Source organism: Marichromatium sp. PS1, from assembly GCF_041155115.1.
Taxonomy (GTDB): Bacteria; Pseudomonadota; Gammaproteobacteria; order Chromatiales; family Chromatiaceae; genus Marichromatium; species Marichromatium gracile.
The window spans coordinates 503479-528008 of the sequence record NZ_BAAFHB010000002.1 but is presented as its reverse complement, the minus strand read 5'-3'; the positions used below and the strand labels follow the sequence as shown (position 1 = coordinate 528008).

21 protein-coding genes are annotated in these 24530 nt (G+C 70.3%); 8 read left to right on the top strand and 13 right to left on the bottom strand.

Annotation, left to right across the window (positions count from 1 at the left end; genetic code table 11):
* Positions 1 to 25: 25 nt before the first annotated feature.
* The 4 genes from ACAM26_RS03655 to ACAM26_RS03640 all read right to left on the bottom strand — a co-directional run bounded on the left by ACAM26_RS03655 (position 26) and on the right by ACAM26_RS03640 (position 4352).
* On the bottom strand, positions 26 to 568 hold the full coding sequence (locus tag ACAM26_RS03655; protein WP_165913403.1) for a DUF2939 domain-containing protein: 543 nt from the start codon (positions 566 to 568) through the stop codon (positions 26 to 28).
* 16 nt (positions 569 to 584) lie between these two features.
* Positions 585 to 2483 carry an ATP-binding cassette domain-containing protein gene (locus ACAM26_RS03650; RefSeq protein ID WP_123139174.1) on the bottom strand — a complete coding sequence of 633 codons (1899 nt, stop codon included), beginning with the start codon at positions 2481 to 2483 and terminating at the stop codon, positions 585 to 587.
* Between the two features lie 62 nt (positions 2484 to 2545).
* Positions 2546 to 4066, bottom strand: a complete 1521-nt coding sequence (locus ACAM26_RS03645; protein ID WP_369613130.1) for a YifB family Mg chelatase-like AAA ATPase — start codon at positions 4064 to 4066, stop codon at positions 2546 to 2548.
* A 19-nt stretch (positions 4067 to 4085) separates the two neighbouring features.
* A complete protein-coding gene (locus ACAM26_RS03640; RefSeq protein WP_062272149.1) occupies positions 4086 to 4352 on the bottom strand; it encodes an accessory factor UbiK family protein in 267 nt (88 codons plus the stop codon).
* Positions 4353 to 4767: 415 nt separating this feature from the next.
* Here ACAM26_RS03640 and ACAM26_RS03635 point away from each other — a divergent pair, with 415 nt between their 5' ends.
* The 4 genes from ACAM26_RS03635 to ACAM26_RS03620 all read left to right on the top strand — a co-directional run bounded on the left by ACAM26_RS03635 (position 4768) and on the right by ACAM26_RS03620 (position 8591).
* Positions 4768 to 5490 carry a TorF family putative porin gene (locus tag ACAM26_RS03635; RefSeq protein WP_369613129.1) on the top strand — a complete coding sequence of 241 codons (723 nt, stop codon included), beginning with the start codon at positions 4768 to 4770 and terminating at the stop codon, positions 5488 to 5490.
* Between the two features lie 73 nt (positions 5491 to 5563).
* Positions 5564 to 5902: a P-II family nitrogen regulator gene (locus ACAM26_RS03630; RefSeq protein WP_123139171.1), complete on the top strand. Its 339-nt coding sequence runs from the start codon at positions 5564 to 5566 to the stop codon at positions 5900 to 5902.
* A 35-nt stretch (positions 5903 to 5937) separates the two neighbouring features.
* Positions 5938 to 7245, top strand: coding sequence for an ammonium transporter (locus ACAM26_RS03625; RefSeq protein WP_123139170.1), 1308 nt, complete (start codon positions 5938 to 5940; stop codon positions 7243 to 7245).
* A gap of 92 nt (positions 7246 to 7337) precedes the next feature.
* Positions 7338 to 8591 (top strand): ammonium transporter, encoded by a 1254-nt coding sequence (locus ACAM26_RS03620; RefSeq protein WP_369613128.1) that lies wholly within the window; start codon positions 7338 to 7340, stop codon positions 8589 to 8591.
* An 87-nt stretch (positions 8592 to 8678) separates the two neighbouring features.
* On the opposite strand, the gene ACAM26_RS03615 is transcribed toward ACAM26_RS03620, so the two are convergent.
* From ACAM26_RS03615 to ACAM26_RS03580, 8 genes are all read right to left on the bottom strand, one after another.
* The gene (locus tag ACAM26_RS03615) at positions 8679 to 9497 is read right to left on the bottom strand and encodes a class I SAM-dependent methyltransferase (RefSeq protein WP_123142703.1); all 819 of its coding nucleotides are present in this window, start codon (positions 9495 to 9497) and stop codon (positions 8679 to 8681) included.
* Between the two features lie 102 nt (positions 9498 to 9599).
* Positions 9600 to 11411 carry an ABC transporter ATP-binding protein gene (locus ACAM26_RS03610; protein WP_369613127.1) on the bottom strand — a complete coding sequence of 604 codons (1812 nt, stop codon included), beginning with the start codon at positions 11409 to 11411 and terminating at the stop codon, positions 9600 to 9602.
* On the bottom strand, positions 11408 to 13234 hold the full coding sequence (locus ACAM26_RS03605; RefSeq protein WP_123142701.1) for an ABC transporter ATP-binding protein: 1827 nt from the start codon (positions 13232 to 13234) through the stop codon (positions 11408 to 11410). The genes ACAM26_RS03610 and ACAM26_RS03605 overlap by 4 nt, the downstream gene beginning before the upstream one ends.
* Before the next feature lie 70 nt (positions 13235 to 13304).
* The gene (locus ACAM26_RS03600; RefSeq protein WP_369613126.1) at positions 13305 to 15395 is read right to left on the bottom strand and encodes a TonB-dependent receptor; all 2091 of its coding nucleotides are present in this window, start codon (positions 15393 to 15395) and stop codon (positions 13305 to 13307) included.
* Positions 15396 to 15821: 426 nt separating this feature from the next.
* Entirely contained in the window at positions 15822 to 16682 is an 861-nt protein-coding gene (speE, locus tag ACAM26_RS03595; RefSeq protein WP_132228200.1) for a polyamine aminopropyltransferase, read from the bottom strand.
* Positions 16683 to 16748: 66 nt separating this feature from the next.
* Positions 16749 to 17081, bottom strand: coding sequence for a metalloregulator ArsR/SmtB family transcription factor (locus tag ACAM26_RS03590; protein WP_062272170.1), 333 nt, complete (start codon positions 17079 to 17081; stop codon positions 16749 to 16751).
* A gap of 12 nt (positions 17082 to 17093) precedes the next feature.
* Positions 17094 to 17975, bottom strand: coding sequence for a response regulator (locus ACAM26_RS03585; RefSeq protein WP_123139163.1), 882 nt, complete (start codon positions 17973 to 17975; stop codon positions 17094 to 17096).
* Complete coding sequence (locus ACAM26_RS03580) at positions 17975 to 20356, bottom strand: ATP-binding protein (protein WP_369613125.1); 2382 nt, start codon at positions 20354 to 20356, stop codon at positions 17975 to 17977. The genes ACAM26_RS03585 and ACAM26_RS03580 overlap by 1 nt, the downstream gene beginning before the upstream one ends.
* A gap of 342 nt (positions 20357 to 20698) precedes the next feature.
* On the opposite strand from ACAM26_RS03580, the gene ACAM26_RS03575 reads away from it, so the two are divergent.
* Complete coding sequence (locus ACAM26_RS03575; RefSeq protein ID WP_062276974.1) at positions 20699 to 21235, top strand: tetratricopeptide repeat protein; 537 nt, start codon at positions 20699 to 20701, stop codon at positions 21233 to 21235.
* Between the two features lie 3 nt (positions 21236 to 21238).
* Here ACAM26_RS03575 and ACAM26_RS03570 read toward each other — a convergent pair whose 3' ends face one another.
* Positions 21239 to 21826 carry a class I SAM-dependent methyltransferase gene (locus ACAM26_RS03570; RefSeq protein ID WP_062276976.1) on the bottom strand — a complete coding sequence of 196 codons (588 nt, stop codon included), beginning with the start codon at positions 21824 to 21826 and terminating at the stop codon, positions 21239 to 21241.
* Positions 21827 to 21973: 147 nt separating this feature from the next.
* Here ACAM26_RS03570 and ACAM26_RS03565 point away from each other — a divergent pair, with 147 nt between their 5' ends.
* Genes ACAM26_RS03565 through hypD form a run of 3 tightly spaced genes read left to right on the top strand, consistent with a single transcriptional unit; the run spans position 21974 to position 24479 of the window.
* A complete protein-coding gene (locus ACAM26_RS03565; protein ID WP_123139161.1) occupies positions 21974 to 23137 on the top strand; it encodes a Ni,Fe-hydrogenase I large subunit in 1164 nt (387 codons plus the stop codon).
* Positions 23128 to 23367 (top strand): HypC/HybG/HupF family hydrogenase formation chaperone, encoded by a 240-nt coding sequence (locus tag ACAM26_RS03560; protein WP_132228206.1) that lies wholly within the window; start codon positions 23128 to 23130, stop codon positions 23365 to 23367. Before ACAM26_RS03565 ends, ACAM26_RS03560 begins: the two co-directional genes overlap by 10 nt.
* Positions 23364 to 24479: a hydrogenase formation protein HypD gene (gene hypD, locus ACAM26_RS03555; protein ID WP_123142696.1), complete on the top strand. Its 1116-nt coding sequence runs from the start codon at positions 23364 to 23366 to the stop codon at positions 24477 to 24479. The genes ACAM26_RS03560 and hypD overlap by 4 nt, the downstream gene beginning before the upstream one ends.
* Positions 24480 to 24530 lie beyond the last annotated feature (51 nt).

Genomic DNA, 24530 nt, shown 5'->3' with positions numbered 1-24530 from the left:
CGACCCGCAGCGCGGCGACCGGCACTCAGTAATACAGTGTGACCAGCCGCCAGCCCGGGCGCTGCAGGCGCAGTCGGAGGTACACCGTCTCGGCGCCGGCGGACACGAGACGCGCGCCGAACTCACGGGGCGCGACGAACCAGGCCCCGGCGAGCTGATCGGTCAGCGCCTCGCCCGGCGGCGTCGCGGCCTGCAACCGCTCGCACACCCAGTCGCGGGTCACCAGCTCGTCGAGCGCGCCGGGACCGTTGCGCCGAATCCCCGCCTCCAGCCACTGGATGAAGGCGTCGGAGAGCTCGCCGATCACGCTCTCGTGCTCCTTGTTGAGCCGGTGGGCGATCTCGGCGCGGATCGCCGGCAGATCGACCAATCCGTCGAGTGCCGAGCAATCGCCTTCGGCCAGGGCGCGATCGATCCGCCACAGGGTCGCATAGGGCCAGACGCAATAGAGCGACAGCAAGGCCAGCAGCGCCAGCAGCAGCGGTCTCAGGGCCGCCCCCAGGCGGCGCCAGCGGGCGGCCGACCAGTGGGCGCGAAAACGGAAGGGATCGGGAAACAGCGGCATCATCGCGCGAGTCCGGCGCTCAACAGGTCTCCTGGAACTGCTCGAGTGCCTCGCAGACATCGAGCCACTCACTCTCGGTCGCCACCAGCTCGGCCTCGAGCCGGCGGTGTTCCTCCATCAGCTCGAGCAACCGCGGCTTGGCCGACTCCTCGTAGAGCGCGGGGTCGGCGAGCGTCTGGTCGAGCGTCTCGCGCCGCGTCGCCAGCTGCTCGAGCGCGGCCTCGAGACGCCGCTCGCGCTGGCGCAGCGGCGCCATCGCCTTGCGCTGCTCGGCGGCCTGACGGCGCTGCTCGCGCCGCTCGTTGCCGGCACGCGCCTGGGCCGACTCATCGGCGCCGGTGCCAGCGGCCACCCGTCCGGCGAGCCAGGCGGGATAGTCGTCGAGATCGCCGGCGAAGGGCGCAACCTGGCCGTCGTCGACCAGCAGCAGGGTATCGGTGGTCACCCGCAGCAGGTGACGATCGTGCGAGACCACCACCAGCGCGCCCTCGAAGCCCTGCAGCGCCTCGCTCAGGGCGTGGCGCATCTCCAGGTCGAGATGGTTGGTCGGCTCGTCGAGCAGCAACAGATTGGGACGCTGGTAGATGATCAGCGCCAGCGCCAGGCGCGCCTTCTCGCCGCCGGAGAAGGGCGCCACCGGATCGAGCGCGCGATCGCCCGAAAAACCGAAGCCGCCGAGAAAATCGCGCAACTGCTGCTCGGTGGCCTCGGGGTCGAGTCGGCGCAGGTGCGCGAGCGGGCTGTCCTCGGCCTGCAGCGCCTCGAGCTGGTGCTGGGCGAAATAGCCGACACGCAGCTCCTGGGCGCACTCGCAACGCCCGGCGAGCGGCGCCAGCTCGCCGGCGAGCACCTTGATCAGGGTCGACTTGCCGGCACCGTTGCGCCCGAGCAGGCCGATGCGGTCGCCCGGCTCGAACCCCAGCCCGACCCCGTCGAGGATCACCCGATCGGCATAACCCGCGCGCAGCGCATCGAGCCGCAACAGCGGGCGCGGCAGGTGTTCCGGGACGGCGAAGGCGAAGCGGAAGGGCGAGTCGACATGGGCCGGGGCGATCAGCTCCATGCGCTCGAGCGCCTTCAGCCGGCTCTGCGCCTGACGTGCCTTGGTGGCCTTGGCGCGGAAGCGATCGACGAAGCCGCGCATGTGCGCGATCTCGCGCTGCTGGCGCTCGTGGGCGGCCTGCTGCTGGGCGAGACGCTCGGCGCGCTGACGCTCGTAGGCCGAGTAGTTGCCGGTATAGAGGGTCAGGCGGCGCTGTTCGAGGGCGAGCACCTGACCGACCACCGCATCGAGGAAATCGCGATCGTGCGAGATCAGCACCAGGGTGCCGGGATAGGCCCGCAGCCAGCCCTCCAGCCAGATCACCGCATCGAGGTCGAGATGGTTGGTCGGCTCGTCGAGCAGCAGCAGGTCGGAGCGACACATCAGGGTGCGCGCCAACGCCAGGCGCATGCGCCAGCCGCCGGAGTAGCTGTTGACCGGGCGGCGCTCGTCGCCGGGGGCGAAGCCCAGACCGTGGAGCAACCGCGCCGCGCGGCTCTCGGCGCCATAGCCGTCGATCGCCTCCAGCCGCCCCAGCCACTCGGCGTGGCGCAGCCCGTCGCCGTCGGCCTCGGCGCGGGCCAGCTCGCGCTCGATCTCGCGCAGCTCGCGGTCGCCGTCGAGGACGAATTCGATCGCCGCGCGCTCGGTGTCCGGGGTGTGCTGGGCGACATGGGCGATCACCCAGTCGGGCGGCAGCGAGACGGCGCCGGCATCGGCGCCGAGTTCGCCGAGCAACAGCGCGAACAGGCTCGACTTGCCACAGCCGTTGGCGCCGACCAGCCCCACCCGCTGACCGGGATAGACGGTGACGTCGGCGCCCTCCAGCAACAGGTTGGGGCCACGGCGCAGGCTGAGCTCTTGAAGTTGCAGCATGATGATCCGGTATCGGTTGCGAACACTGTGGTGCGCGGGCGAGAGACCCGCGCGATGCGTCTTCAGGGCCGCTCGGCGGCGCGATCGAGACGGCGATAGCCGATCGCCTCGCCGAGATGGGCCGGGGCGATCCGCGTCGCGCCCTCCAGGTCGGCGATGGTGCGCGCCACCTTGAGCACCCGGTGATAGGCGCGCGCCGAGAGCCCCAGCCTGGCCATCGCCTGCTCCATCATCCGTATCCCCGCGGCCTCGAGCGCGCAGTCGCGCTCGAGGCCAGCAGGGTCGAGCGCGGCGTTGGCGCACCCGGCGCGGTGCTGCTGGCGCTCACGCGCCGCGCACACCCGCGCGCGCACCGTCGCCGAGTCCTCGGCCTGCGGGGCCGAGGGCGCGAGCAACGCGCCGAGTTCGACCCGCGGCACCTCGAGCTGCAGGTCGATGCGATCGATCAGCGGTCCCGAGATCCGCGCGCGATAGCGCGCGACCTGCTCGCGACTGCAGTGACAGCGCCCGCCCGGGTCGCCGAGATAACCGCAGGGGCAGGGGTTCATCGCCGCCACCAGCTGGAAACGCGCCGGGAAGCGCGCCTGACGCGCCGCCCGAGAGATGTCGATATGACCCGACTCCAGCGGCTCGCGCAGCACCTCCAGCACCCGCCGGTCGAACTCCGGCAGCTCGTCGAGGAACAGCACCCCGTGGTGCGCCAGCGAGATCTCGCCCGGACGCGGATTGCCCCCGCCGCCGACCAGGGCCACCGCCGAGGCGGTGTGGTGGGGGGCGCGGAACGGTCGCTCGCGCCAGCGTGCCGGATCGAACGGCGTGCTGGCACTCACCGAGCGGATCGCCGCGCTCTCCAGCGCCTCGTCCTCGCTCAACGGCGGCAACAGCCCCGGCAGCCGGCTCGCCAGCATCGACTTGCCGCTGCCCGGCGGGCCGATCAGCAGCAGGCTGTGGCCGCCGGCGGCGGCGACCTCGAGCGCCCGCTTGGCCTGCGCCTGACCGCGCACCTCGCGGAGGTCGGCGACAGTCGGCGCGGTGACGACCTCGCTCCCCTGCGGGTGCGGCCTCAGCGCACGCACCCCGGCGAGGTGCTCACAGACCTCGCCGAGATGCTCGGCCGGCAGCAGCTCGAGCCCGCCGACCAGCGCCGCCTCCTCGGCATTGGCGCGCGGCAGGATCAGGGTGCGCCCGGCCGCGCGCGCGGCCAGCGCCGCGGGGATCACCCCGCTGACCGGACGCAGCGCGCCGGAGAGCGCCAGCTCGCCGAGACACTCGCAGTCATCGAGTTCGGCGGCACCGAGCTGTCCCGAGGCGCCGAGGATGCCGAGCGCGATCGGCAGGTCGAAGCGCCCGCCCTCCTTGGGCAGGTCGGCGGGGGCGAGGTTGATGGTCAGACGACCGTCGGGAAAGCGGAAGCGGGCATTGAGCAGCGCCCCGCGCACCCGCTCCTTGCTCTCACGCACCGCCGCCTCGGGGAGCCCCACCAACGACAGCGCCGGCAGCCCGGAGGAGAGATGGACCTCGACGGCCACCGCCGGGGCAGAGATGCCCACGCAGGCGCGGCTGTGCAGGGTGCAGAGCGCCAACGCCGGGTCGCGACCGGGGTCAGTCGGCGTTCGACTGACGCGCGCCGAGCGCCTGCTCGAGCGCCGCGACCTGGGCCTCGAGCGCCACGACCTTCTCGCGGGTGCGGGCGAGCACCGCCGACTGCACGTCGAACTCCTCGCGGGTCACCAGATCGAGCCGCGAGAGGCCGGACTCGAGCGAGGCCTTGACGTTGCGATTGATGTCTTCCTGCAACACCTGCAGCCCCTTGGGCATGTTCGCGGCGAACCGCTGGACCAGATCGTCGAGTTGCTTGGGATCTAACATGATCGATTCCTTCGGCGCGAACCCACCGGCCCGCGCGCTGTGGATGAGGTTGGACGAGGCCGTCGCCCGCTTCCGCGGGACGGCGACAAGAACCGCGCTGAGGCGCCCTTGGGCCCACATTATAGGTGTGTCGCACGGTGCCGTCTGCGCCGATCGACGGTGCTGTGCCGCCTTCTTTTGGTGCGCTAATCTGACCGCCGACACCCTACCGGCACCAATCCGGTGCACTCTTCTGTTGCCACTTTGGCACATGATGCCGAAAAGCGTCTCCAACACGCCCCAAACGGCAACTGGCACGCGATGTGCTGATGTCCACTGAACGTTTTCGCGTCCCGGCTCAACCCACACAGCCGACTGCGGCGCACATGGACGACAACCGCCACGACCCAACGCAAGCAAACAGAGGTATCAGTCAATGCAGCAAGCACGCATCGGCGCCATCCTGACCGCCACCGCACTGAGCGCGGCACTCATGCCCTGGCAGGGCGCGAGCGCCGAGGGCCCGCACTCGGTGAGCGCTAACATCGGCGTGGTCAGCAACTACATCTGGCGCGGCCAGAGCCAGACCGATGATCAGGCCGCCGTCCAGGGCGGACTCGACTACGCCCACGAGAGCGGCTTCTACGCCGGCACCTGGGCCTCCAACGTCGACTTCGGCGACAACACCAGCTACGAGCTCGACGCCTATCTCGGCTTCGCCGGCAACATCACCGACGAGCTCGGCTACGACCTCGGCGCCATCTACTACGCCTATCCCGACGGTCGCGACAGCGACTTCGCCGAACTCGCCGCCAGCCTCAGCTACCGCTGGCTCACCGCCGGCATCGCCTACACCGTCTACGGCCAGGCCGACGGCGCCCCGGGGGTCAACAACGACGAGGCGCTCTACATCCAGGGCGATCTCTACTACCACGCCAGCCTCGACTTCACCCTGCCCTTCGACCTCGGTCTGACCGTCTACGGCGGCTACACCGATTTCGAGTACAACGACGGCGGCAACGACTACGCCCACTGGGGCGCCTCGATCAGCCGCGAGGCCGGCGACTTCGGCACCTTCAGCCTGAACTACGACCAGGTCGGTCGCGACACCTACGACGACGACCCCAAGGTCTGGGTGGGCTGGAACAAGGAGTTCTGAGCGACATCACGCGCGCCCGCCCCCAACCCCGGATCGGAGCAGGGATTCCGGTCCTCACAGGAGTTCATTCGCGATGAAACTTGTTGCAGCCGTCATCAAACCCTTCAAGCTCGACGACGTGCGCGAGGCGCTCGGCGACATCGGGGTCTCCGGCATCACCGTGATCGAGGTCAAGGGCTTCGGTCGCCAGAAGGGCCACACCGAGCTCTACCGCGGCGCCGAATACGTGGTCGACTTCCTCCCCAAGATCAAGCTCGAGATCGCCGTCGACGACGGCATGGTCGACAAGGTGGTCGAGGCGATCAGCACCGCCGCCCGCACCGGCAAGATCGGCGACGGCAAGATCTTCGTGTTCAACCTCGACCAGGTCACCCGTATCCGTACCGGCGAGACCGGTCCGGACGCGCTTTGAGCCAGGCAGTGCTAGGAGATGTAACGGTGAATCCGATGCGACATTCGACGACCCTGCGCGCGCCTCTGCTGGTCGCGCTGCTGCTCTCGCCCCTGCTCGCCTGGGGCCAGGACGACGCCGCGCTGAGCGCCGGCGACACCGCCTGGATGCTGACCGCCACCGCGCTGGTGCTGTTCATGACCCTGCCCGGCCTGTCGCTGTTCTACGCCGGTCTGGTGCGCGCCAAGAACGTGCTCTCGGTGCTGATGCAGTGCTTCGCCATCGCCTGTCTGATGAGCCTCTTGTGGGCGGTCTACGGCTACAGCCTGGCGTTCACCGACGGCGGTGCCAACAACGCCTGGATCGGCGGCTTCGAGCGGCTGTTTCTCGCCGGTCTGCAGGTCGACACCCTCTCCGGGAGCATCCCCGAGTCGCTGTTCATGACCTTCCAGATGACCTTCGCCATCATCACCCCGGCGCTGATGGTCGGCGCCTTCGCCGAACGGATGAAGTTCTCGGCGATGCTGATCTTCATGGCGCTGTGGCTGACCCTGGTCTACATCCCCATCGCCCACTGGGTGTGGGGCGGCGGCTGGATCGGCGAGATGGGCGCGCTCGACTTCGCCGGCGGCACCGTGGTCCACATCAATGCCGGTATCGCCGCGCTGGTCGCCGCCATCGTGCTCGGCAAGCGCAAGGGCTACCCGACCACGGCGATGCCGCCGCACAATCTCGGGCTGACGGTGATGGGCGCGGCGATGCTGTGGGTCGGCTGGTTCGGCTTCAACGCCGGCTCCGAACTCGCCGCCGACTCCACCGCGGCGATGGCGCTCACCGTCACCCAGCTGGCCACCGCCACCGCGGCGCTGACCTGGATGTTCGCCGAGTGGATCAGTCACGGCAAACCCTCGGTGCTCGGCATCGCCACCGGCGCGGTCGCCGGTCTGGTGGCCATCACCCCGGCCTCGGGCACCGCCGGCCCGATGGGCGCGATCGTCATCGGCTTCGCCGGCGCGATCTTCGCCTTCATCGCCTCGACCAAGGTCAAGCACTGGCTCGGCTATGACGACTCGCTCGACGTCTGGGGCGTGCACGGCGTCGCCGGTATCGTCGGCGCCCTGCTCACCGGCGTGTTCGCCGCCCCGGCGCTCGGCGGCGCGGGCCTGGCCGACGGCGTCGACGGCATCGGCGCCCAGGTGTGGATCCAGTTCGTCTCGGTGATCGCCACCCTGGTCTACGGCGGCATCGTCAGCCTGCTGCTGCTGCTCGGACTCAAGGCCACCATCGGGCTGCGCGTCGACGAGGAGCAGGAGACCGAGGGGCTCGACCTCTCGCTGCACGACGAGCGCGGCTATATCCTCTGACCCCGCCACCACGGCGAGCGGCTCCGGCCGCTCGCCCCGCTCCCCGCGCGGCGCCCGAGCGCCGCGCCCAGTCCGATTCGGAGGTCCCACCCGTGGAATCCACCACGCAGCTCGTCTATGCCCTGGACACCTTCTACTTCCTCGTCACCGGCGCCCTGGTGATGTGGATGGCCGCCGGCTTCGCCATGCTCGAGGCCGGGCTGGTCCGCGCCAAGAACACCGCCGAGATCCTCACCAAGAACATCGCCCTGTTCGCCATCGCCAGCACCACCTACATGCTGATCGGCTACGACCTCATGTACCCGACGGCGGGCAACGGCTTCGTCCCCGATCTCGACTGGGGCTTTCTCTTCGGCGGTGACCACGACGCCGCGACCATCACCGCCGAGGGCCTCAACCACGCCCGCATGTCCGACTTCTTCTTCCAGGTGGTGTTCGTCGCCACCGCCATGTCGATCGTCTCGGGCGCGGTGGCCGAGCGCATGAAGCTGTGGTCCTTCCTGCTCTTTGCCACCGTGATGACCGCCGTGATCTATCCCATCCAGGGCTACTGGAAGTGGGGCGGCGGCTGGCTCGAGGCGGTCGGCTTCAACGACTTCGCCGGCTCCGGCCTGGTGCACCTGTGCGGCGCCGCGGCCGCGCTCGCCGGGGTGCTGCTGCTCGGCGCGCGCCGCGGCAAGTACGGCAAGGACGGCTCGATCAACGCCATCCCCGGCGCCAACCTGCCGCTGGCCACCCTCGGCACCTTCGTGCTCTGGCTCGGCTGGTTCGGCTTCAACGGCGGCTCCCAACTCGCCCTCACCGGGTTCGACAACACCAACGCGGTGGCGGCGATCTTCGTCAACACCAACATGGCCGCCGCCGGCGGCACCCTGCTCGGTCTGATCACCGCCCGGCTGCTGTTCGGCAAGGCCGATCTCACCATGGCGCTCAACGGCGCGCTGGCCGGACTGGTGGCGATCACCGCCGAGCCGCTCACCCCCTCGCCGCTGTTCGCCACCCTGATCGGTGGTGTCGGCGGCGTGCTGGTGGTGTTCTCCATCGTCACCCTCGACCGACTGCGCATCGACGACCCGGTCGGCGCCATCTCGGTGCACGGCGTGGTCGGCATGTGGGGGCTGATGGCGGTGCCGATCACCAACCCCGGCGCGAGCTTCGCCGCCCAGGCGATCGGGCTCGGCGCCATCCTCGGCTGGGTGTTCACCACCTCGCTGCTGGTGTGGCTGCTGATCCGTCTGGTGATGGGGCTGCGCGTCAGCGAGGAGGAGGAGTATGCCGGCGTCGACCTCGGCGAGTGCGGTCTCGAGGCCTATCCCGAGTTCACCGCCACGCGTCGCGCCAGCTGACCCTCACCGTCTCTCCCTGTTGTTCCCGCGCTGCTCACTCCTCTGTTGTTGAGCCACTCAGGGCCCCTCACCGGGGCCCTTTTTTTATCACCCGCCCGCGAAACGCACCCGGGTGATCCCGGGCAGCATCCGCCGCACCAGCGGCAGCCGCGCCACCAGCCACGACAGCGGACGCGCCGCCCCGCGCGGGGCGACGAAGTCGAGCGCGCGGATCTCGGCGAGATCCGGCACCCAGCCGCGCAGCGTCGGCGCGACCCGGTGACGGGCGATCCCCCAGGGCATCTCCGGGGTGCGGTAGTGCGGCGTCTTCCACCAGCCGCGCAGGGTGCGCCGCGACAGCCACCCGGGGATGTGATCGAAGGCGAACCAGGCACCGGGCAGACGGGCGGCCATCTCGCGCAACAGCCCGGCCACCGCCTCGGGGTCGAAGTACATCAGCAGGCCCTGGGCGGTGACATAGACGGCTCGACCGGGCGGCACCCGGTCGATCCAGCGGGTGTCGAGCGCGCTCATCGCCAGGTGCAGATGACGCGCGTCCGCGGTGATGAAGCGCTCGCGGATGGCGATCGCCTCGGGCAGATCGACGCTCAGCCACAGCGAGCGCTCCGAGTCGAGACGGAAGCGCTGGGTCTCGAGCCCCTCGCCGAGATTGACGATGATCCCGTCGGGGTGGGCGGCGAGGAAGGCGCGCAGCTCGGCATCGAAGATCGCCGAGCGCACGCCGTGGGAGTAGTCGGCGGGCCCGAAGGCACGCTCGTAGTCGTAGTCGAGGGTGCGATGGATCCGCAGCGCCAGGGGGTCGCGGATCACCCCGTCGGCGCGGGCGGCCTCGCTGGCGCGGTTGTGCAGCGTCCACAGCATGGTCTCGGGGACGCCGGTGAGGTTGGGGACATGTGAGGTCGTCATCGTGGAGGACTCGCTGGAGCGGCGGCAGGACGCGGATCCCGCCGCCGGGAACGGACGAATGGAGACGGGCGCACGCCCGCGAGGCGACAGCGGCGCGCCGGATCAGACCGACAGCGCCTCCTTCAGGTGCCAGTCCTTGGTCGCCTGCTGGGCGTCCCACATCGCGCGATAGCGCCCGTCGGCGGCGAGCAGCTGCTGATGACGTCCCTGCTCGACCAGCTCCCCGTCGTCGATCACCAGGATGCGGTCGGCGCCGGCGATGGTGGAGAGCCGGTGGGCGATCACGATCACCGTCTTGTCGCGCACCAGGGCGTCGATGGCACGCTGCACCGCCACCTCGCTCTCGGTGTCGAGCGCGGCGGTGGGCTCGTCGAGGATCACGATCGGCGCATCCTTGAGCAGCGCCCGGGCGATCGAGATGCGCTGACGCTCGCCGCCGGAGAGCCGCCCGCCGATCTCACCGAGCCGGGTGTCCCAGCCCTGCGGCAGCCGCTCGATGAACGACAGGCACTGGGCGGCGCGCGCCGCGGCCTCGACCTCGGCGTCGCTGGCCGTGGGGCGGGCCATGCGGATATTGGCGCGCACCGTGTCGTCGAACAGATAGACGTCCTGGAACACCGCCGAGATCAGTCCGTTGAGGGTCTTCGGCGGGATCGCGCGCACATCCACCCCGCCGATGGTGATGCGTCCGGCCTGGACGTCGGCATGACGCATCAACAGCCGGGTGAGCGTGGTCTTGCCCGAACCGGAGGGACCGACCAGGGCGGTGAGACTGCACGGCGCCAGCTCGGCATCGATGCCGTCGATCACCGGCGTATCGCTCTGGGCATAGCGAAACGAGACGCCCTCGAAGCGGATGTCGTAGCGATCGGGGGTGCGTTGCGGCTCCTGCTGCGCCAGCGGCGCGATCGCCAGCAGCGCCTCGATGCGCGCGAGCGCCGCCTCGATGATGCCGAGCACCGTGGTGAAGTTGATGAAGTTGGCCAGCGGCTCGGCGAAGCGCACCACCATCACCATCACCGCCGCCAACACCGCCAGGTCGAGCGATCCCAGCACCACCCAGGTGGTACCGGCAGCGACCACCAGCAGCAGCCCCAGCTCGACCACGCTGGCGATCAGGATCGCCGGCCTGGCCGCGGCGCGCTCGGCCTGCTCCTGGACCTCGCGCAGCTGCGCGAAGCCCTGCTGCAGCCGCTCGGCCTTCTCGCCCTCGCAGCAGGCCGCGCGCAGTACCGGCAGCCCCTGGGTGTATTCGAGGATATCGGCATAGGTGCGGCTGTGGGCGGCGGCGACACGGCGCTTGTCGCGATCCTGCAACGGCCGGCGCCAGCGATAGAGCGGTACGATCGCCGGGAACACCAGCAGCAGGATCAGCCCCACCCGCCAATCGAACCACAGGGTGACCAGCGCCGCCACCAGGGGGGCGACCACCGCCGCGGCGATCATGTTGAACACCGTCAGCGCATAGTTGAGGTTCTCGTCGACGTTGCCGAGCAGCATCGCGCTGAGCTCACCGGTGCGCTTGTCCTGCAACCGCTCGAGCGGCATCCGCCGCAGCTGCTCGCCGAGTTGTACCCGCAGCGCGTGGGTGGCGCGACACATCCGACCGTCGAAGTCGAAGCCCATGGCACGCCAGCGCGCCACGGTGGCGAGCAGCGCCAGCAGGGTCATCGTCGCCAGCCACACGAACACTGCCGACCACTCCGGCTGCGGACGCAGCAGCGCGATGAACAGCGGCAGGATGCAGGCCAGCGCCAACCCCTGCAGGGCCGCGGCGACCACCAGCCCGAGCAGGCTCGCGCGCAGCCCGCGGGCATGCTCGCCGGCGGTGATGAGCAACCGTCGATAGGTCTCGCGCCAGGGCACCAGGGTGAGGCGCTCGGTCTGGTCCGGGTTCAGGGTCTCGGCGTTCATGCGGGGGTCTCCTCGCTGGCGGTGGGGGCCTGCTCCTCGACGGCGTGCGCGCCCAGCGCCCACTGCTGGGCCTGGGTGTAGCTGCGCCACAGCCGGGCATAGCGACCGTCGTGCTCGAGCAGCTCGTGGTGACGGCCACGCTCGACCAGCCGACCGCGGTCGAGCACCAGGATCTGGTCGGCGTCGCGGATGGTGGAGAGACGATGGGCGACCAGGATCACCGTCTTGCCGCGCATCAGGTGCGAGAGCGCGCGCACCAGCGCCGCCTCGTTCTCCGGGTCGGCGAAGGCGGTGGCCTCATCGAGCACCAGGATCGGCCGGTCCTGGAGGATGGCGCGGGCGATGGTGATGCGCTGGCGCTGCCCGCCGGAGAGGAAGATGCCGCGCTCGCCGACCTGGGTGTCGTAGCCGTGCGGCAGCGCCATGATGAAGTCATGGGCCTGGGCGGCGCGGGCGGCGGCGATCACCGCCGCCATGTCCGTCCCGGGCATGCCGAGGCGGATGTTGTCGGCGATCGAGGTGGCGAACAGGAAGGTGTCCTGGAAGACGAAGGCGACCTGCTGCATCAGCGTCTCGGGACGCATCTCGCGGACATCGACCCCGCCGACGCGGATACGCCCGGCGGTGACGTCCCAGAAGCGCGGGATCAGTCGCGCCACCGTGGTCTTGCCCGCGCCCGAGGGCCCGACCAGGGCGGTGACGGTGCCCGGCTCGACGCGGAAGTCGAGCCCGGCGAGCGCCGCCGACTCGCTGCCCTCGTAGCGGAACTCGACCTCCTCGAAGACCACGCTGGTGTCGCCCGGGAGTGGCTCCTTGCCGCGCTGCGCCACCGCCAGTGCCGGCAACCGCTCGATCTGCTCGATGCGGCCGATGCTGAGCTTGGCCTTGTCGATCAGGTGCAGCAGCGACATCAGCGGCATCAGCGCCTCGGCCATGCCGGTGCCGACCAGCAGCACCGCCAGCCAGGTGGAGAAGGCGAGCGCGTCCTGCCAGATCAGCAGGGCGCCGCACCACAGCAGCACCACCAGGGTCGGCAAGGGGTTGAGCACCGCCAGCCCGAGCCGCGCCGACAGCCCGGCCTCGCGATACCAGCGGGTGACGATCTCCAGATACTGCTCCAGCGCGCGATGGTAGCGCCCGAAGGTGGCATGACCGCTGTCGAAGGTCCGCACCACCGGCATCGCCTGGACGAACTCGACCACCGCCGCGCCGACCTGCTCGCGCGCCAGGTGATAGCGCCGGCTGATCTCGGCGCGGTCGCGCATCGCCAGGTTCATCGCCACGAAACCGAGCGCCAGCACCGCGAGCGCGCCGAGCGCCAGACGCCAGTCGAGCCACAGCAGCGCCACCAGGGTGAGCAGCGGTGCGACATAGGCGCGGGCATAGAGCGGCGTGCTGTCGGCGACGAACACGTGCAGCTCCTTGACGTCATCCTGCATCACCTTGGCCAGGGCGCCGGCGCCGAGGCGCTGGGCCTCGCCGAGCGAGATCCGCGCCAGGTGCTGACTGAGCCGGGTACGCAGCACCTGCTCGAGCCGGAAGGCCGCCGCGTGCGACTGGGAGAAGGACTGCACCCTGAGCACATAGGCGAGCGCGGTACAGCCGGCGGCGCCGAGCAGCGCCGCCCAGGGCATGGTGCCGGGGTCCTGGATCAGACCGTGCACCAGCCAGGCAAGCAGTCCGAGCGCGGCCAGGGTGGAGAGTGTGGACGCGGCCGACAGCGCCATGGCGACGCCGATCTGGCCACGGACCGGGCGCATCACCGCCCACGGGCTGATATCGGTGGGCGCGGCGCGCGCGGGCTGGTCCGGGTCGGTGTTCATCGATGACCTCCGCAGATGGATGGCTGGACTGGCCGTCCGCGACGCGCATCGCCGGGGACGACCGCTGGGTTCAGAACAGATGGCTCACCCCGAGCCCGAGGACGCGTCCCTGCGCCGGCAGACCGACGGAGATATCGGGCGGGAACCAGTAGGCGTAGTGCTCGTAGTCGGCATCGAGCAGGTTGTCGCCCCAGACATAGAACTCGGTGGCGCCGAACATCAGCCCGAGCCGCAGATCGAGCTTGTGATAGGCATCGAGGTCGATGCGGTTCTGGGGATCGGCCGGGCGCTTGCCGACATAGCGATGGGTGAGCCGGGCATTGAGCAACGGCGCCGCGCCACCGGGGAAGGACTCGAGCGCGTGCTGCCAGGACAGCGACACCAGCCCGCTCCAGCGCGCCACGTCGGGCACCCGGTTGCCGGCGGCGACCCGTCCGCCCTGGACCCCGACGACATCCTCGGTGATGGTCGCGTCGGTATAGCTCAGCCCCGCCGTCAGGCTCAGCCCGGCGCCGATGCGCCAGTTGCCCTCGAGCTCGGCGCCCTGGCTCTCGGTGTCGGCGTTGACCGCCTGGGTGGCCATGGTCAGGTAGTCGAAACCGAGCAGATGGTCATCCGCGACGCGGTTGTAGAAGAGCGCGCCGCTGAGATCGAAGCGCCCGTCGAGCGCATGGTGCTTGAAGCCGATCTCGAGGCTGTCGACGGTGGCCGCGCGATAGGGCTCGCTGTCGGCGATCTGGGTGGCGAAGTCGTTGAAGCCGCCCGACTTGTAGCCGCGCGCGGCGACGGCATAGAGGTTGGTCGACTCGCTGAGCCTGTGCGAGAGCGCCAGGCGACCGGTGTCGTAGCTGTCGCTGAGACGCCGCCGCTCGCTGACCGTCGAGGTCGGACGGTGATAGGTGGCGCCGTAGCGCTTCTCCTCCCAGGTGTGACGCCAGCCGGCGGTGAGCTTCCAGGCGTCGGCGAGCGGATAGGTCAGCTCGCCGTAGATCGCCTCGCCATGGGTATCGAAACGACGCTCGTAGCGCGTCTGCTCCAGGGCGCTCGCCGAGTCCCAGGTCCGGCGCGAGCGCGACAGGTTGAGCCCGGCCACCCAGAACACCTCGGCACCGGGCAGCGAGGACAGTCGCAGATCCTGGTTGAACACCCGCTCATCGCCGTCATCCGTGGCGACGTACTCGATCGGCATGCCGAAGACCTGCTCGCTGACCCGGGTACCGTAGGCCTTGGCGACCTCGATGTCGGCGCTGGTCAACGAGCTGATCGCGGTGAGTTGGCCCCAGCCGAGTCGCTGTCCGAACTCCAGCGAGTGACGCTCGACCACCTTGCGGTTGTCGTCGACCGCGCCGGGCGAGAGATCGACCACCGGCGGATCGCCATAGGGTCTAAGCAGGATGCTGGAGACATAGCCGTCCTGCTGCTGGCGCTCGGAGATCAACAGCAGCGAGGTCGCCGCGCTCGGCTCCCAGAGCAGGCTCGCGCGCGCGGCGAGACCGCGCCGATAGGTCAGCGGATCGCCGGTGCGCTGGTTCTCGATCCAGTTGTCTGCGCCCTCGTGACGGATCGCCACCCGTGCCATCCACTGCTCGGAGAGCGCGCCGCCGAAGGCCGCCTCCTGGAGCTGCTGGCCGTCCTCGCCACCCTCGATGCGCACATAGCCCTCGGCCTCTTGGGTCGGGCGACGGCTGCGGACGTTGAGCGCGCCGGCCTCGCTGTTGCGACCGAACAGGGTGCCCTGCGGCCCCTTGAGCACCTCGATGCGCTCGACGTCCAGGGTCGCCATCGCGGCATGGCGGCTCGACACCGGCACGCCGTCGAGGTTGACCACCACCGAGGTGTCCTCGGCGCTGACCTGGTAGAGCGAGCCGACACCGCGGATACGGATGTTGGCGTCGTTCGCCCCGCCCCAGGAGTTGACGTCGACCCCGGGGGTCTGGCGCAACACCTCCTCGAGATCGAGCAGACGCTGCTCCTCGAGCGTGCCGGCGTCGATCACGTCGACGCTGAAGGGGATCTCGGCGAGCGACTCCTCGCTCAGGCGCGAGGTTACCGTCAGGGTGTCGAGCTGCACCGCGTCAGCGCCGGCGGCCAGCCCCTGCAGGGGCAGCGAGACACCGAGGATCGCGCCCGCGATCCGACGGCGCCGGTTCGAGTACCGCATACGAGTCATCTCCATTGGTCGCCGCGAGCAGCCGGCGGGTCGAGGACCCGGCGCATGACGACCTCGGGCGACCGGCGAGGGACATCGGCAGAGAGATTCAGGGGGTCATGAGCACACGGACCTTGCGGTCTTGATCCCATGGCGCGGAACCGAGACCCTCCGGACGGATACGCATCCGGTGGATCTCGGCCCCTGTCCCGTGCCGATCCTGGCGAGGTGAGATGGACGATCAGCGCCTTATTTCGCGTACATGACAATTATTCTCATTAACGCGCGCGCACGCTGCCCCGATCGGGAGCGCAGCCCCCGAATCGGGACGCGACATGGCACACCCCACAGGGCCCTGTATCGAGAGACGACGGACGAGACGGACGCGCGCCGGGCAACCGGCGCAAGGCCCGGGCGGACGCCCGGGCGGCGGGAGGATCAGTCGGTCGCGGCGAGGGCGCGACGCAGGAACTCGGGCTGGGCGAGCGCGCCCTGGTGGATCTCGGCGTTGTAGTAGCGGGTCTCGAAGGGCTTGGCGCGCGCGTCCTCGAGGCGGAAGCGATCGAGCGCGACCCCCTTGCCGGCCATGGTCGCGCTCCACCAGCCGGAGGGATAGATCGGCTGCGGGAAGCACAGCGTCTGGGTGGAGTCGAAGCCGCCCTCGCGCAGCGCCCGGTGCATGTCGCGCAGCAACTGGGTGTGATAGAGCGGCGATTCGCTCTGCTGGATGAGGATGCCGCCGGGGGCGAGCACGCGCTCGCAGTCGGCGAAGAAATCGCGGGTGAACAGCCCCTCGGCCGGACCCACCGGATCGGTGCTGTCGACGATGATCAGATCGAGGCTCGCGGGCGCGGCCTCGCGGATCCAGCGCACCCCGTCCTCGAACAGCAGCTGCGCACGCGGATCGGCGTTGGCCTCGGTGAGCTCGGGGAAATAGCGCTCGGCGAGCCGGGTAACGCGCTCGTCGATATCGATCTGCACCGCCGACTCGACGCCGTCGTGACGCAGCACCTCACGCAGGGTACCGCAGTCGCCGCCACCGATGATGCACACCCGCCGCGGCGCGGCATGGGTGAACAGTGCCGGGTGCGACATCATCTCGTGATAGAGGAAGTTGTCCCGGGTCGAGAGCATGGTGCAGCCATCGATCACCATCAGATGGCCGAAGCCCTCGGTGTCGTAGATCTCGATGCGCTGATAGGGGGTCTGCTCCTCGTGCACCCGGGCGCGCATCTTCAGCGAGAAGGCGGAACCGTCGGTCGCGACGACCTCGGAGAACCACTGATTGGGATCGAGCATGGACATTCCTCTGCGATATGGGGTCGGGGGTCAGGCCCCCGCGACGGTGGACGTCGACGCGCGGGGCTAGGGCCGGTCGTCGAGGTTGGCCGGACACAACACCTCGCGCATGATGCCGATCAGCTCGAGCAGCTGGGTGTTGCGGATCCGGTAATAGATCCGGTTGGCCTCCTTGCGGGCGACCACGATGTTCTTGTTGCGCAGCTGTTCGAGATGCTGCGAGATGTTGCTCTGCGAGGTGCCGACGCGCTCGACGATCTCGCCGACCGAGAGCTCGCGCCCGCCGAGCGAGCAGAGGATCTTCCAGCGCAACGGATGGGCCATCGCCTTGAGGGCGTTGGCGGTGAGGGTGGCGTCTTCCTCGTCACCGGGGCCCGTGGGCAGAACCGGATCGGTCATCGTGCATCCTCCTCAGGACGGTTCCCGCGCCTGCCCCGGCGCGGGCGCGGCATCGTCCGGATCGACCCGGACATAGCCGCTCATGTTCTTGGCAATACAGATGATATCGCTGATCTCGCCCCGGGTATCCCTCACCGCGGTGCGCGAGAACAGGATCGGCACCCGGCGTCCGTCGCTGGCGATGAACCGCGCCTCGATCTTGCTGAGCGCGCCGGTGCGGATCAGCGCCTCGAGCCAGGTCCCCATGAAGGCCCCGGCCTGCTCGTCGGCCTCCTCCTCGAAGACGTCCCCGATCGCCATCCCGCGCAGCGCCGTCTCCTCGTAACCGAGCATGTGGCGCGCCGCCGGGTTGGTGAACTTGATGGTGCCGTCGGGGGCGAGCACCAGCAGCGCCTCGCCCATGTAGGTGAGGATGTTCTCGAGGTACTGGCGCGCCTCGGCCAGCTCGCGGGTGCGCTCGGCGACCTGCTGCTCGAGCTGGCGGTTGAGCCCGCGCTCCTTCTCGATCAGGCGGAAATAGGTGCCGATCTTGTTGATCAGCAGATCGTCGTCGATCGGCTTGAGCAGATAGTCGACCGCACCGACGGCGAAGCCGCGCTGCTGGAAGGCCTCGGACTTGAAGGCGGCGGTGAGGAAGATGATCGGGATGTCGCGGGTGCGCTTGCGCAGCTTGAGCATCGAGGCGGTCTCGAAGCCGTCCATCTCCGGCATCTGCACGTCGAGGATGATCAGGTCGATGTCGGCGTGCTCGTGGGTGAGATCGAGCGCCTGCTGCCCGGAGCTGGCCTCGAGCACCGCACAGTCGAGATGACGCTCGATCAGGGTGCGCAGGGTGAAGAGGTTGTGCGCGTGATCGTCGACGATCAGCAGCTTGAATCCGGCATGGTGGCTCATCATCGCTCTCCTCGCGCCGCGTCGCCCGATCCGGTGGCGGCACGACCGGCCTGGTGTGCATCCCGCGTCGATGGGGCCCGTGCCCCGCGCACCTCGGCGAGCAGGCGATCGAGCCGATCGTCATCGACGGACTTGGCGAGCAGCGCGAGCACACCGGCCTCGCGACAGGGCCCGGGCGGCGACGCCTCGGCCTCGCCCAGCAGCACCACCGCGGGCGCGGCGCCCCGGCACTGCGCGATCAGGCCGTGGATGCTATCACAGCTCTCACCGGGCGCCCCGGTGAGCGCCAGCAGCACCAGCATGCAGCCCTCGCCCTCCTCGTCCAGGGTCTCGCCCGCCTCCTCGAGATCGGCGGCGGTCTGTACCCGCAACCCGCGCCGCCCCAGCGCCGCGGCCAGTCGCACCAGCAGCGGCACCTCGCGCGCGATCACCAGCACCCACTCGTCTCCGTCCTCGGGCGAGGCGGTCTCCGTCACGGCGACCGGGGCGACGGTGTCTGGCGTGGTGGCGGGGGGGACCGCGGTCGCCGGCGACGCATCGGGCGCCCCACCCGGCGCCGTGAGCGGCAGCAGCAGGGTGAAGCGCGCCCCGGCCCCGGGCGCGCTCTCGACACTGATGCGCCCGCCGAGCAGCGCGGCCAGCTCGCGGCTGATCGACAGCCCCAGCCCGGTGCCGCCATAACGGCGCCGGGTCGAGCCATCGGCCTGCTGGAAGGCCTCGAAGATCAGTCCCTGCTTGTCCTCGGCGATCCCGATCCCGGTGTCGGCGACGCTCAGCGCCAGCGGCAGCTCGGGGTCGTCGCTCGGCGCGCAACCGAGCAGGATATGACCGCGCTCGGTGAACTTGAGCGCGTTGCTGAGGAAGTTCTTGAGGATCTGGCGCAGCTTGTCGCCGTCGCAGTGGATCTGGCGCGGCGCGCGCGGGTCGATCTCCAGGCTCAAGCGCACCGGCTTGTCGGCGAGCTGCGGCTCGATCAGCGCCACCAGCGACTCGAGCAGCGGGGGCAGCTCGACCCTGTCGAGATCGAGCTCGACCTGGCCGGCCTCGATCCGCGAGATGTCGAGGATGTTGTCGATCATCGCCCGCAGGTCGCGCCCGGCGGCATGGATCACCTGGGCCTGCCGGCGCTGCGCCGGATCGAGCCCGCCACTCTCGGCGGCGAGCATCTTCGACAGCAGCAGGATCGAGTTGAGCGGGGTGCGCAGCTCGTGACTGACGTTGGCGAGAAACTCCGACTTGTAGCGATTGGAGCGCTCCAGCTCGCGGGTCTGGGCCTGCTCGGCGCGCAGGTGCTCGGCATGGGTCTCGGCCAGCGCGGTGAGCTGGGCGCCGAGCGCGCGGATCTCGCGCGGCCCGCGCCAGTGAAAGCGCAGCGCCCGCCCCTCGCGCAGCACCTGGGTCAGCCCGCGGGTGAGCGACTGGCCGAAGCGCTCGAGCCGCCTGGCGATCAGCCGCGCCACCACCATCACCACCACCACCAGCGCGAGCATGATCGAGAGCACCCGCACCATCAGCGCGTCGCGGAAGGCATCGATCGGCGAGGGGTCGACCGCGCGCCCGACCCACAGCGGCGCACCGTCCTCGGTGAGGAACATCGGCACCCACAGCAACTGGCGCCCGGCGCGATCCTTCCACAGCGCCAGGTTGCCTGCGGTGAAGATGGCCTCCAGCCCGGAGAAGTCGACGAAGGCCTCGCCCGAGGCGCCGCCCGGCTGGCCGGGGCGCAGATAGCTGCCGTCGTGGTTGACCCACAGGGTGTCGCGATAGAACTGCGCCAGCCCGCCGACATCGATCGCCATCACCACCGCCCCGCCCTCGTCACCGAGCCGACTGATCAGGCTCAGGGTCATCAGCTGGCGCTGATCGCGCGCGCCGGCCTCCTGGTCGATACGGATGCGACTGACCAGCACCGCCCCCGGCTGCAACGACAACCCGGTGTCGAGGAAACGCGGCTCGGGCAGCAGCGGTGGGCGCTCGGTGGCACGCCATTCATGATCCTGTCGGTCACGCGCGAGCTGGAAGCGCAGCGCCCCGCTGCCGTCGACGAAGAGGATCTGGATGATGTCGCGCTGGTCGACGAGGATCTGGTTGACCCAGCGGGTATAGCGCTCACGCGCCAGCGCCACCTGCCCGGGCTCGCCCTGGAGCCCGAGGATCAGCTCCGGCTCGGGCAACCGCGCGAGCAACCGGATCATCTCGTGTCGACTGGCCAGGTGCTGGTCGAGATCGCGGAAGTCGGCGCGCAGGTTCTGCAGATAGGCGCGCTGATAGAACAGCGCCGTGCGATCGAGCACCAGCGGCAGATTGATCGCCACCGCCAACATCAGCGGGATGACCCCGAAGGCCAGCAGGAACAGCAGGATATAGAGCCTGAGCTTCATCGCACCGACACCGCCGGACCGCCCGTCGAAACCAATCAAGGGATTGAACCGCAAAGACGCCGAAGAGTCACCAGCGGCCAGCCATCAGCCCCCGGCAAGGGGGCCTCGATGGCTGGCCGCCGCCGTGATCGACCGATACCTCCACTGGCCGCTGGTAGCTGACGACTGACGACTGACGACTGACGACTGACGACTGGCGACTGGCGGCTGGCGGCTGGCGGCTGGCGGCTGGCGGCTGGTAGCTGGTAGCTGGTAGCTGGTAGCTGGTAGCTGGAGATCGTTTGACAGCCCCCGCGCCCCTTCCTAGGATCGGGCGTTCATCCATCTTGCCGACCCCAGATCATGCCCCGACTCTCCGCCCTGCAGTGGCTGCTGCTCGTCGTCTTCCTCGTCTTCTACGGCTTCGCGGTGTTCGCGATCACCCGCGACTACTATCTGCGCAACCCGATCCAGGTCGCCCAGGCCCCGGTGGCGGCGCCGGATCAGGGCGTGCCCGAGCCGGTCACCGGGAACGACCCCGAGCAGCTCCACCAGCGCGCCGACAGCCTGTTCATGTCGCAGCGCTATGGCGAGGCCGCGCGCTACTACCAGCGCATCCTCGAGCTCCGCCCCGACGACCCCGAGGCCTACAACGACCTCGGCCTGTCGCTGTTCTACACCGGCGACACCGCCGGCGCCCTCAAGGCGCTGCGCGCCGGGCTGGAGATCGCCCCCGAGCTGCAGCGGATGTGGCTGACCTATGGCTTCATCAACCTCCAGATCAGCGACACCGCCACCGCCCGCGCCGCGCTCGAGCGCGCCCGCGACATTGCCCCCGACAACGACATCGGCGGCGAGGCGGTCCGTCTGCTCGGGCTGCTCGAGCAGGCCGGCGGCTGAGGCTCAGCGCTCGGCCATCGCCACGGTATAGTGCGCGCCCTGCTTGAGCTTGTCGTAGTTGCCGAAGACCTCACCGAGGTTGCGCTTCATGTACTGGCGCAACCCGTTGATGGTGACCACATAGAGCCGTCCGCCGGGACGCAGCCGGGCACGGGCGTCGTGCAGCAGGAGCGCGAGCAACTCCTTGCCGACCTTGGCGGGGATGTTGCTCACCACCAGATCGAAACGCGCGGCCGGGTCGATCTGCGCCAGCCCGTTGCTCAGCTGGGCGCGGGCGTTGCCGAGCCCGTTGCGCGCGGCGTTGGCGTTGGCGTAGTCGACGGCGACGAAGTCCTTGTCGACCATCAGCGTCTGGCCCTGGGGCGCGCGCGCGGCCAGCGACAGGCCGAGCGGGCCGTAGCCGCAACCGATGTCGAGACAATCGGCGTCGGGCGCGACCTCGACGTACTGCAGCAGCAGCCGGGTGCCCTCATCGATCTCGCGCGGCGAGAACAGTCCCCAGGTGGTATGAAAGGTGAGCGGGACACCGCCGGGCTCGGCGGTGAAGACGATGTCGCGGCGCAGGCCGGCGAGCTGTTCGGGAGTGAGCATGGTGCGTGGGTCGTGAGCTGAACGGATGCGACCGGTCACCGCGCGGGGCGCGGCGCCGTCCCGGCGGGGATCGCCGGTGGTCGGCGCATTGTCCGATCCCGGCGCACGTTTGACCAGCAGACAGACGAGCGTGGACGGAGGCTGAGCATGCAGGAACCAGGCGGCAGACTCGGGATCCGGCTGCGGATCGCCCCCGAGACGCGATGCTGCGAGATCCACTCGACCCGGCCGGTGACCGCCAGCCAGGTGTTCATCGGGCGCACGCCGGCGGAGACGGCGCGGGTCCTGCCGCGTCTCTACAGCATCTGCGGCCAGGCCCAGGCGTGTGCCTGCGCCACCGCGCTCGAACACGCCCAGGGACAGGCCGCGCCCACCGCGGTCCGCGCTGATCGCGCCGCGGCGGTGGCGAGCGAGACCCGGCGCGAACACCTCTGGCGCATCCTCATCGACTGGCCGGCGGCGCTCGACGAGCCGGCCGATCACCTGACGCTCGCCCGGGTCCACGGTCTGACCCGCACGCTGCTCGCCGCGCTCGACCCGGAGGCGGACCTCTTCATCCCCCGCGCCCGCCCCGCAACGACCGACCAGCGGGTGCTCGCCGAGACCCGCGACGCCCTCGACACCCTGCTCGAGGCGCGCGTCTTCGGCATGTCCCCGGCGCACTGGCACGCCCGCATCGACACCCCGGAGCGGCTCGCCGACTGGGCGGCGAGCGGCGTCAGTCAGGCGGCGCGACTGCTCCAGCGGGTGATCGTCGACGACCTCGCCGGGCTCGGCGCCACCACCATCGCACCGCTGCCGGCGCTCGACGAGCGGGCGCTCGCCGACCTGCTGCCCCGGCTCGCCGACCCCGGGTTTATCGCCGCCCCGACCTGGGACGGTGCGCCGCGCGAGACCACGCCCCTCACCCGCCAGCACCATCACCCGCTGATCGGCGCGCTCGGCGCCGGGCTGCTGGCGCGGCTCGCCGCGCAGCTCGTCGAGGTCGCCGCCCCGCCGCTGATCGAGCCGCCACCGACCGCCGCGCTCGACGGCGGTCTCGGCGTCGGTCGCGCCGCCGCCGCGCGCGGCGAGCTGATCCATCTGGTCCGGCTCGACGCGCGAGGCCACATCGCCGACTATCGCATCCTCGCCCCCACCGAGTGGAACTTCCACCCGCGCGGGGCGCTCGCGCTGGCGCTCGAGGCGCTCGAACCGGTCCCCGAGACCGAACTGCGCCGGCGCGCCGGGCTGCTGATCGCCGCCCTCGACCCCTGTGTCGCCTTCGACCTGACCCTCACCGGCCCCAGCGAGGTCCCGCCATGTGCCTAGCCATCCCCGCCCGGATCACCGCCATCGACCACGCCAGCGACACCGCCGAGGTCGCACTCGACGGGGTCGCGCGCAGCGTCTCGCTCGCCCTGCTCGACAGCGCCGAGGTCGGCGACTACGTGCTGATCCACGTCGGCTACGCGCTCAACCGCATCGACCCCGAGGAGGCCGAACGCACCCTGGAGACGATGCGCGAGGCCGGGCTGCTCGCCCCGGGGGATGCGCCATGAGATATGTCGACGAGTTCCGCGACCACGCCCTCGCCAAGCGGCTCGCCGCGACCATCGCCGCCGAGGTCGACCCCGGGCGCGACTACCGGCTGATGGAGTTCTGCGGCGGTCACACCCACGCCATCTTCCGCTACGGGGTGCAGCAGCTGATGCCGCCGCGGCTGCGCTTCGTCCACGGCCCCGGCTGTCCGGTGTGCGTGCTGCCGATGGCGCGGATCGATCAGGCGATCGCGCTGACCGAACGCCACGGGGTGACGCTGTGCACCTACGGCGACCTGATGCGGGTTCCAGGCGGCGACCGTCGCACCCTGTTCCAGGCCCGTGCCGAGGGCGCCGACGTGCGCATGGTCTACTCGACCCAGGATGCGCTGCGCATCGCCCGCGAGCAGCCGGGGCGCGAGGTGGTGTTCTTCGCCATCGGCTTCGAGACCACCACCCCGCCGACCGCGGTGGCGTTGGAGCAGGCGCGCGCCGAGGGACTCGCCAACTTCTCGGTGTTCTGCAACCACGTGCTCACCCCGCCGGCGCTCGCCGCCATCCTCGCCGACGGCGCACGCATCGACGCCATCCTCGGGCCCTCGCACGTCAGCACCCTGATCGGCACCGCCCCCTATGCCTTCGTCCCCGAGCAGCACCGGCTGCCGCTGGTGATCGCCGGCTTCGAGCCGCTCGACGTGATGCAGTCGACGCTGATGCTGGTGCGCCAGATCAACGCCGGCACGGCGCGGGTCGAGAACCAGTACCGTCGCGCGGTCAGCGAGAGCGGCAACCGCAAGGCGCAGGCGCTGATGGCGCGGGTCTTCCGGGTGCGCGAGCGCTTTGCCTGGCGCGGGCTCGGCGAGATCGCGGAGAGCGCGCTGGAGCTCGCCCCCGAGTTTGCCGCGTTCGACGCCGAGCGCCGCTTCCCGGTCGAGTGCGCGCCGGCGCGCGAGCCCCGTGGCTGCGAGTGCCCGGCGATCCTGCGCGGCGAGAAGCGCCCCACCGAGTGCCGTCTGTTCGGCACCGGCTGTACCCCGGCGCACCCGCTCGGCGCCTGCATGGTCTCCTCCGAAGGCGCCTGTGCCGCCTACTGGAGCTATGGCCGGACCCGCGACCGGGCGGCCGCCGGCTGACCCGCATGCACCCCGGGCGCCGCGCCCGCGATCACCGACGAGAACCGACCC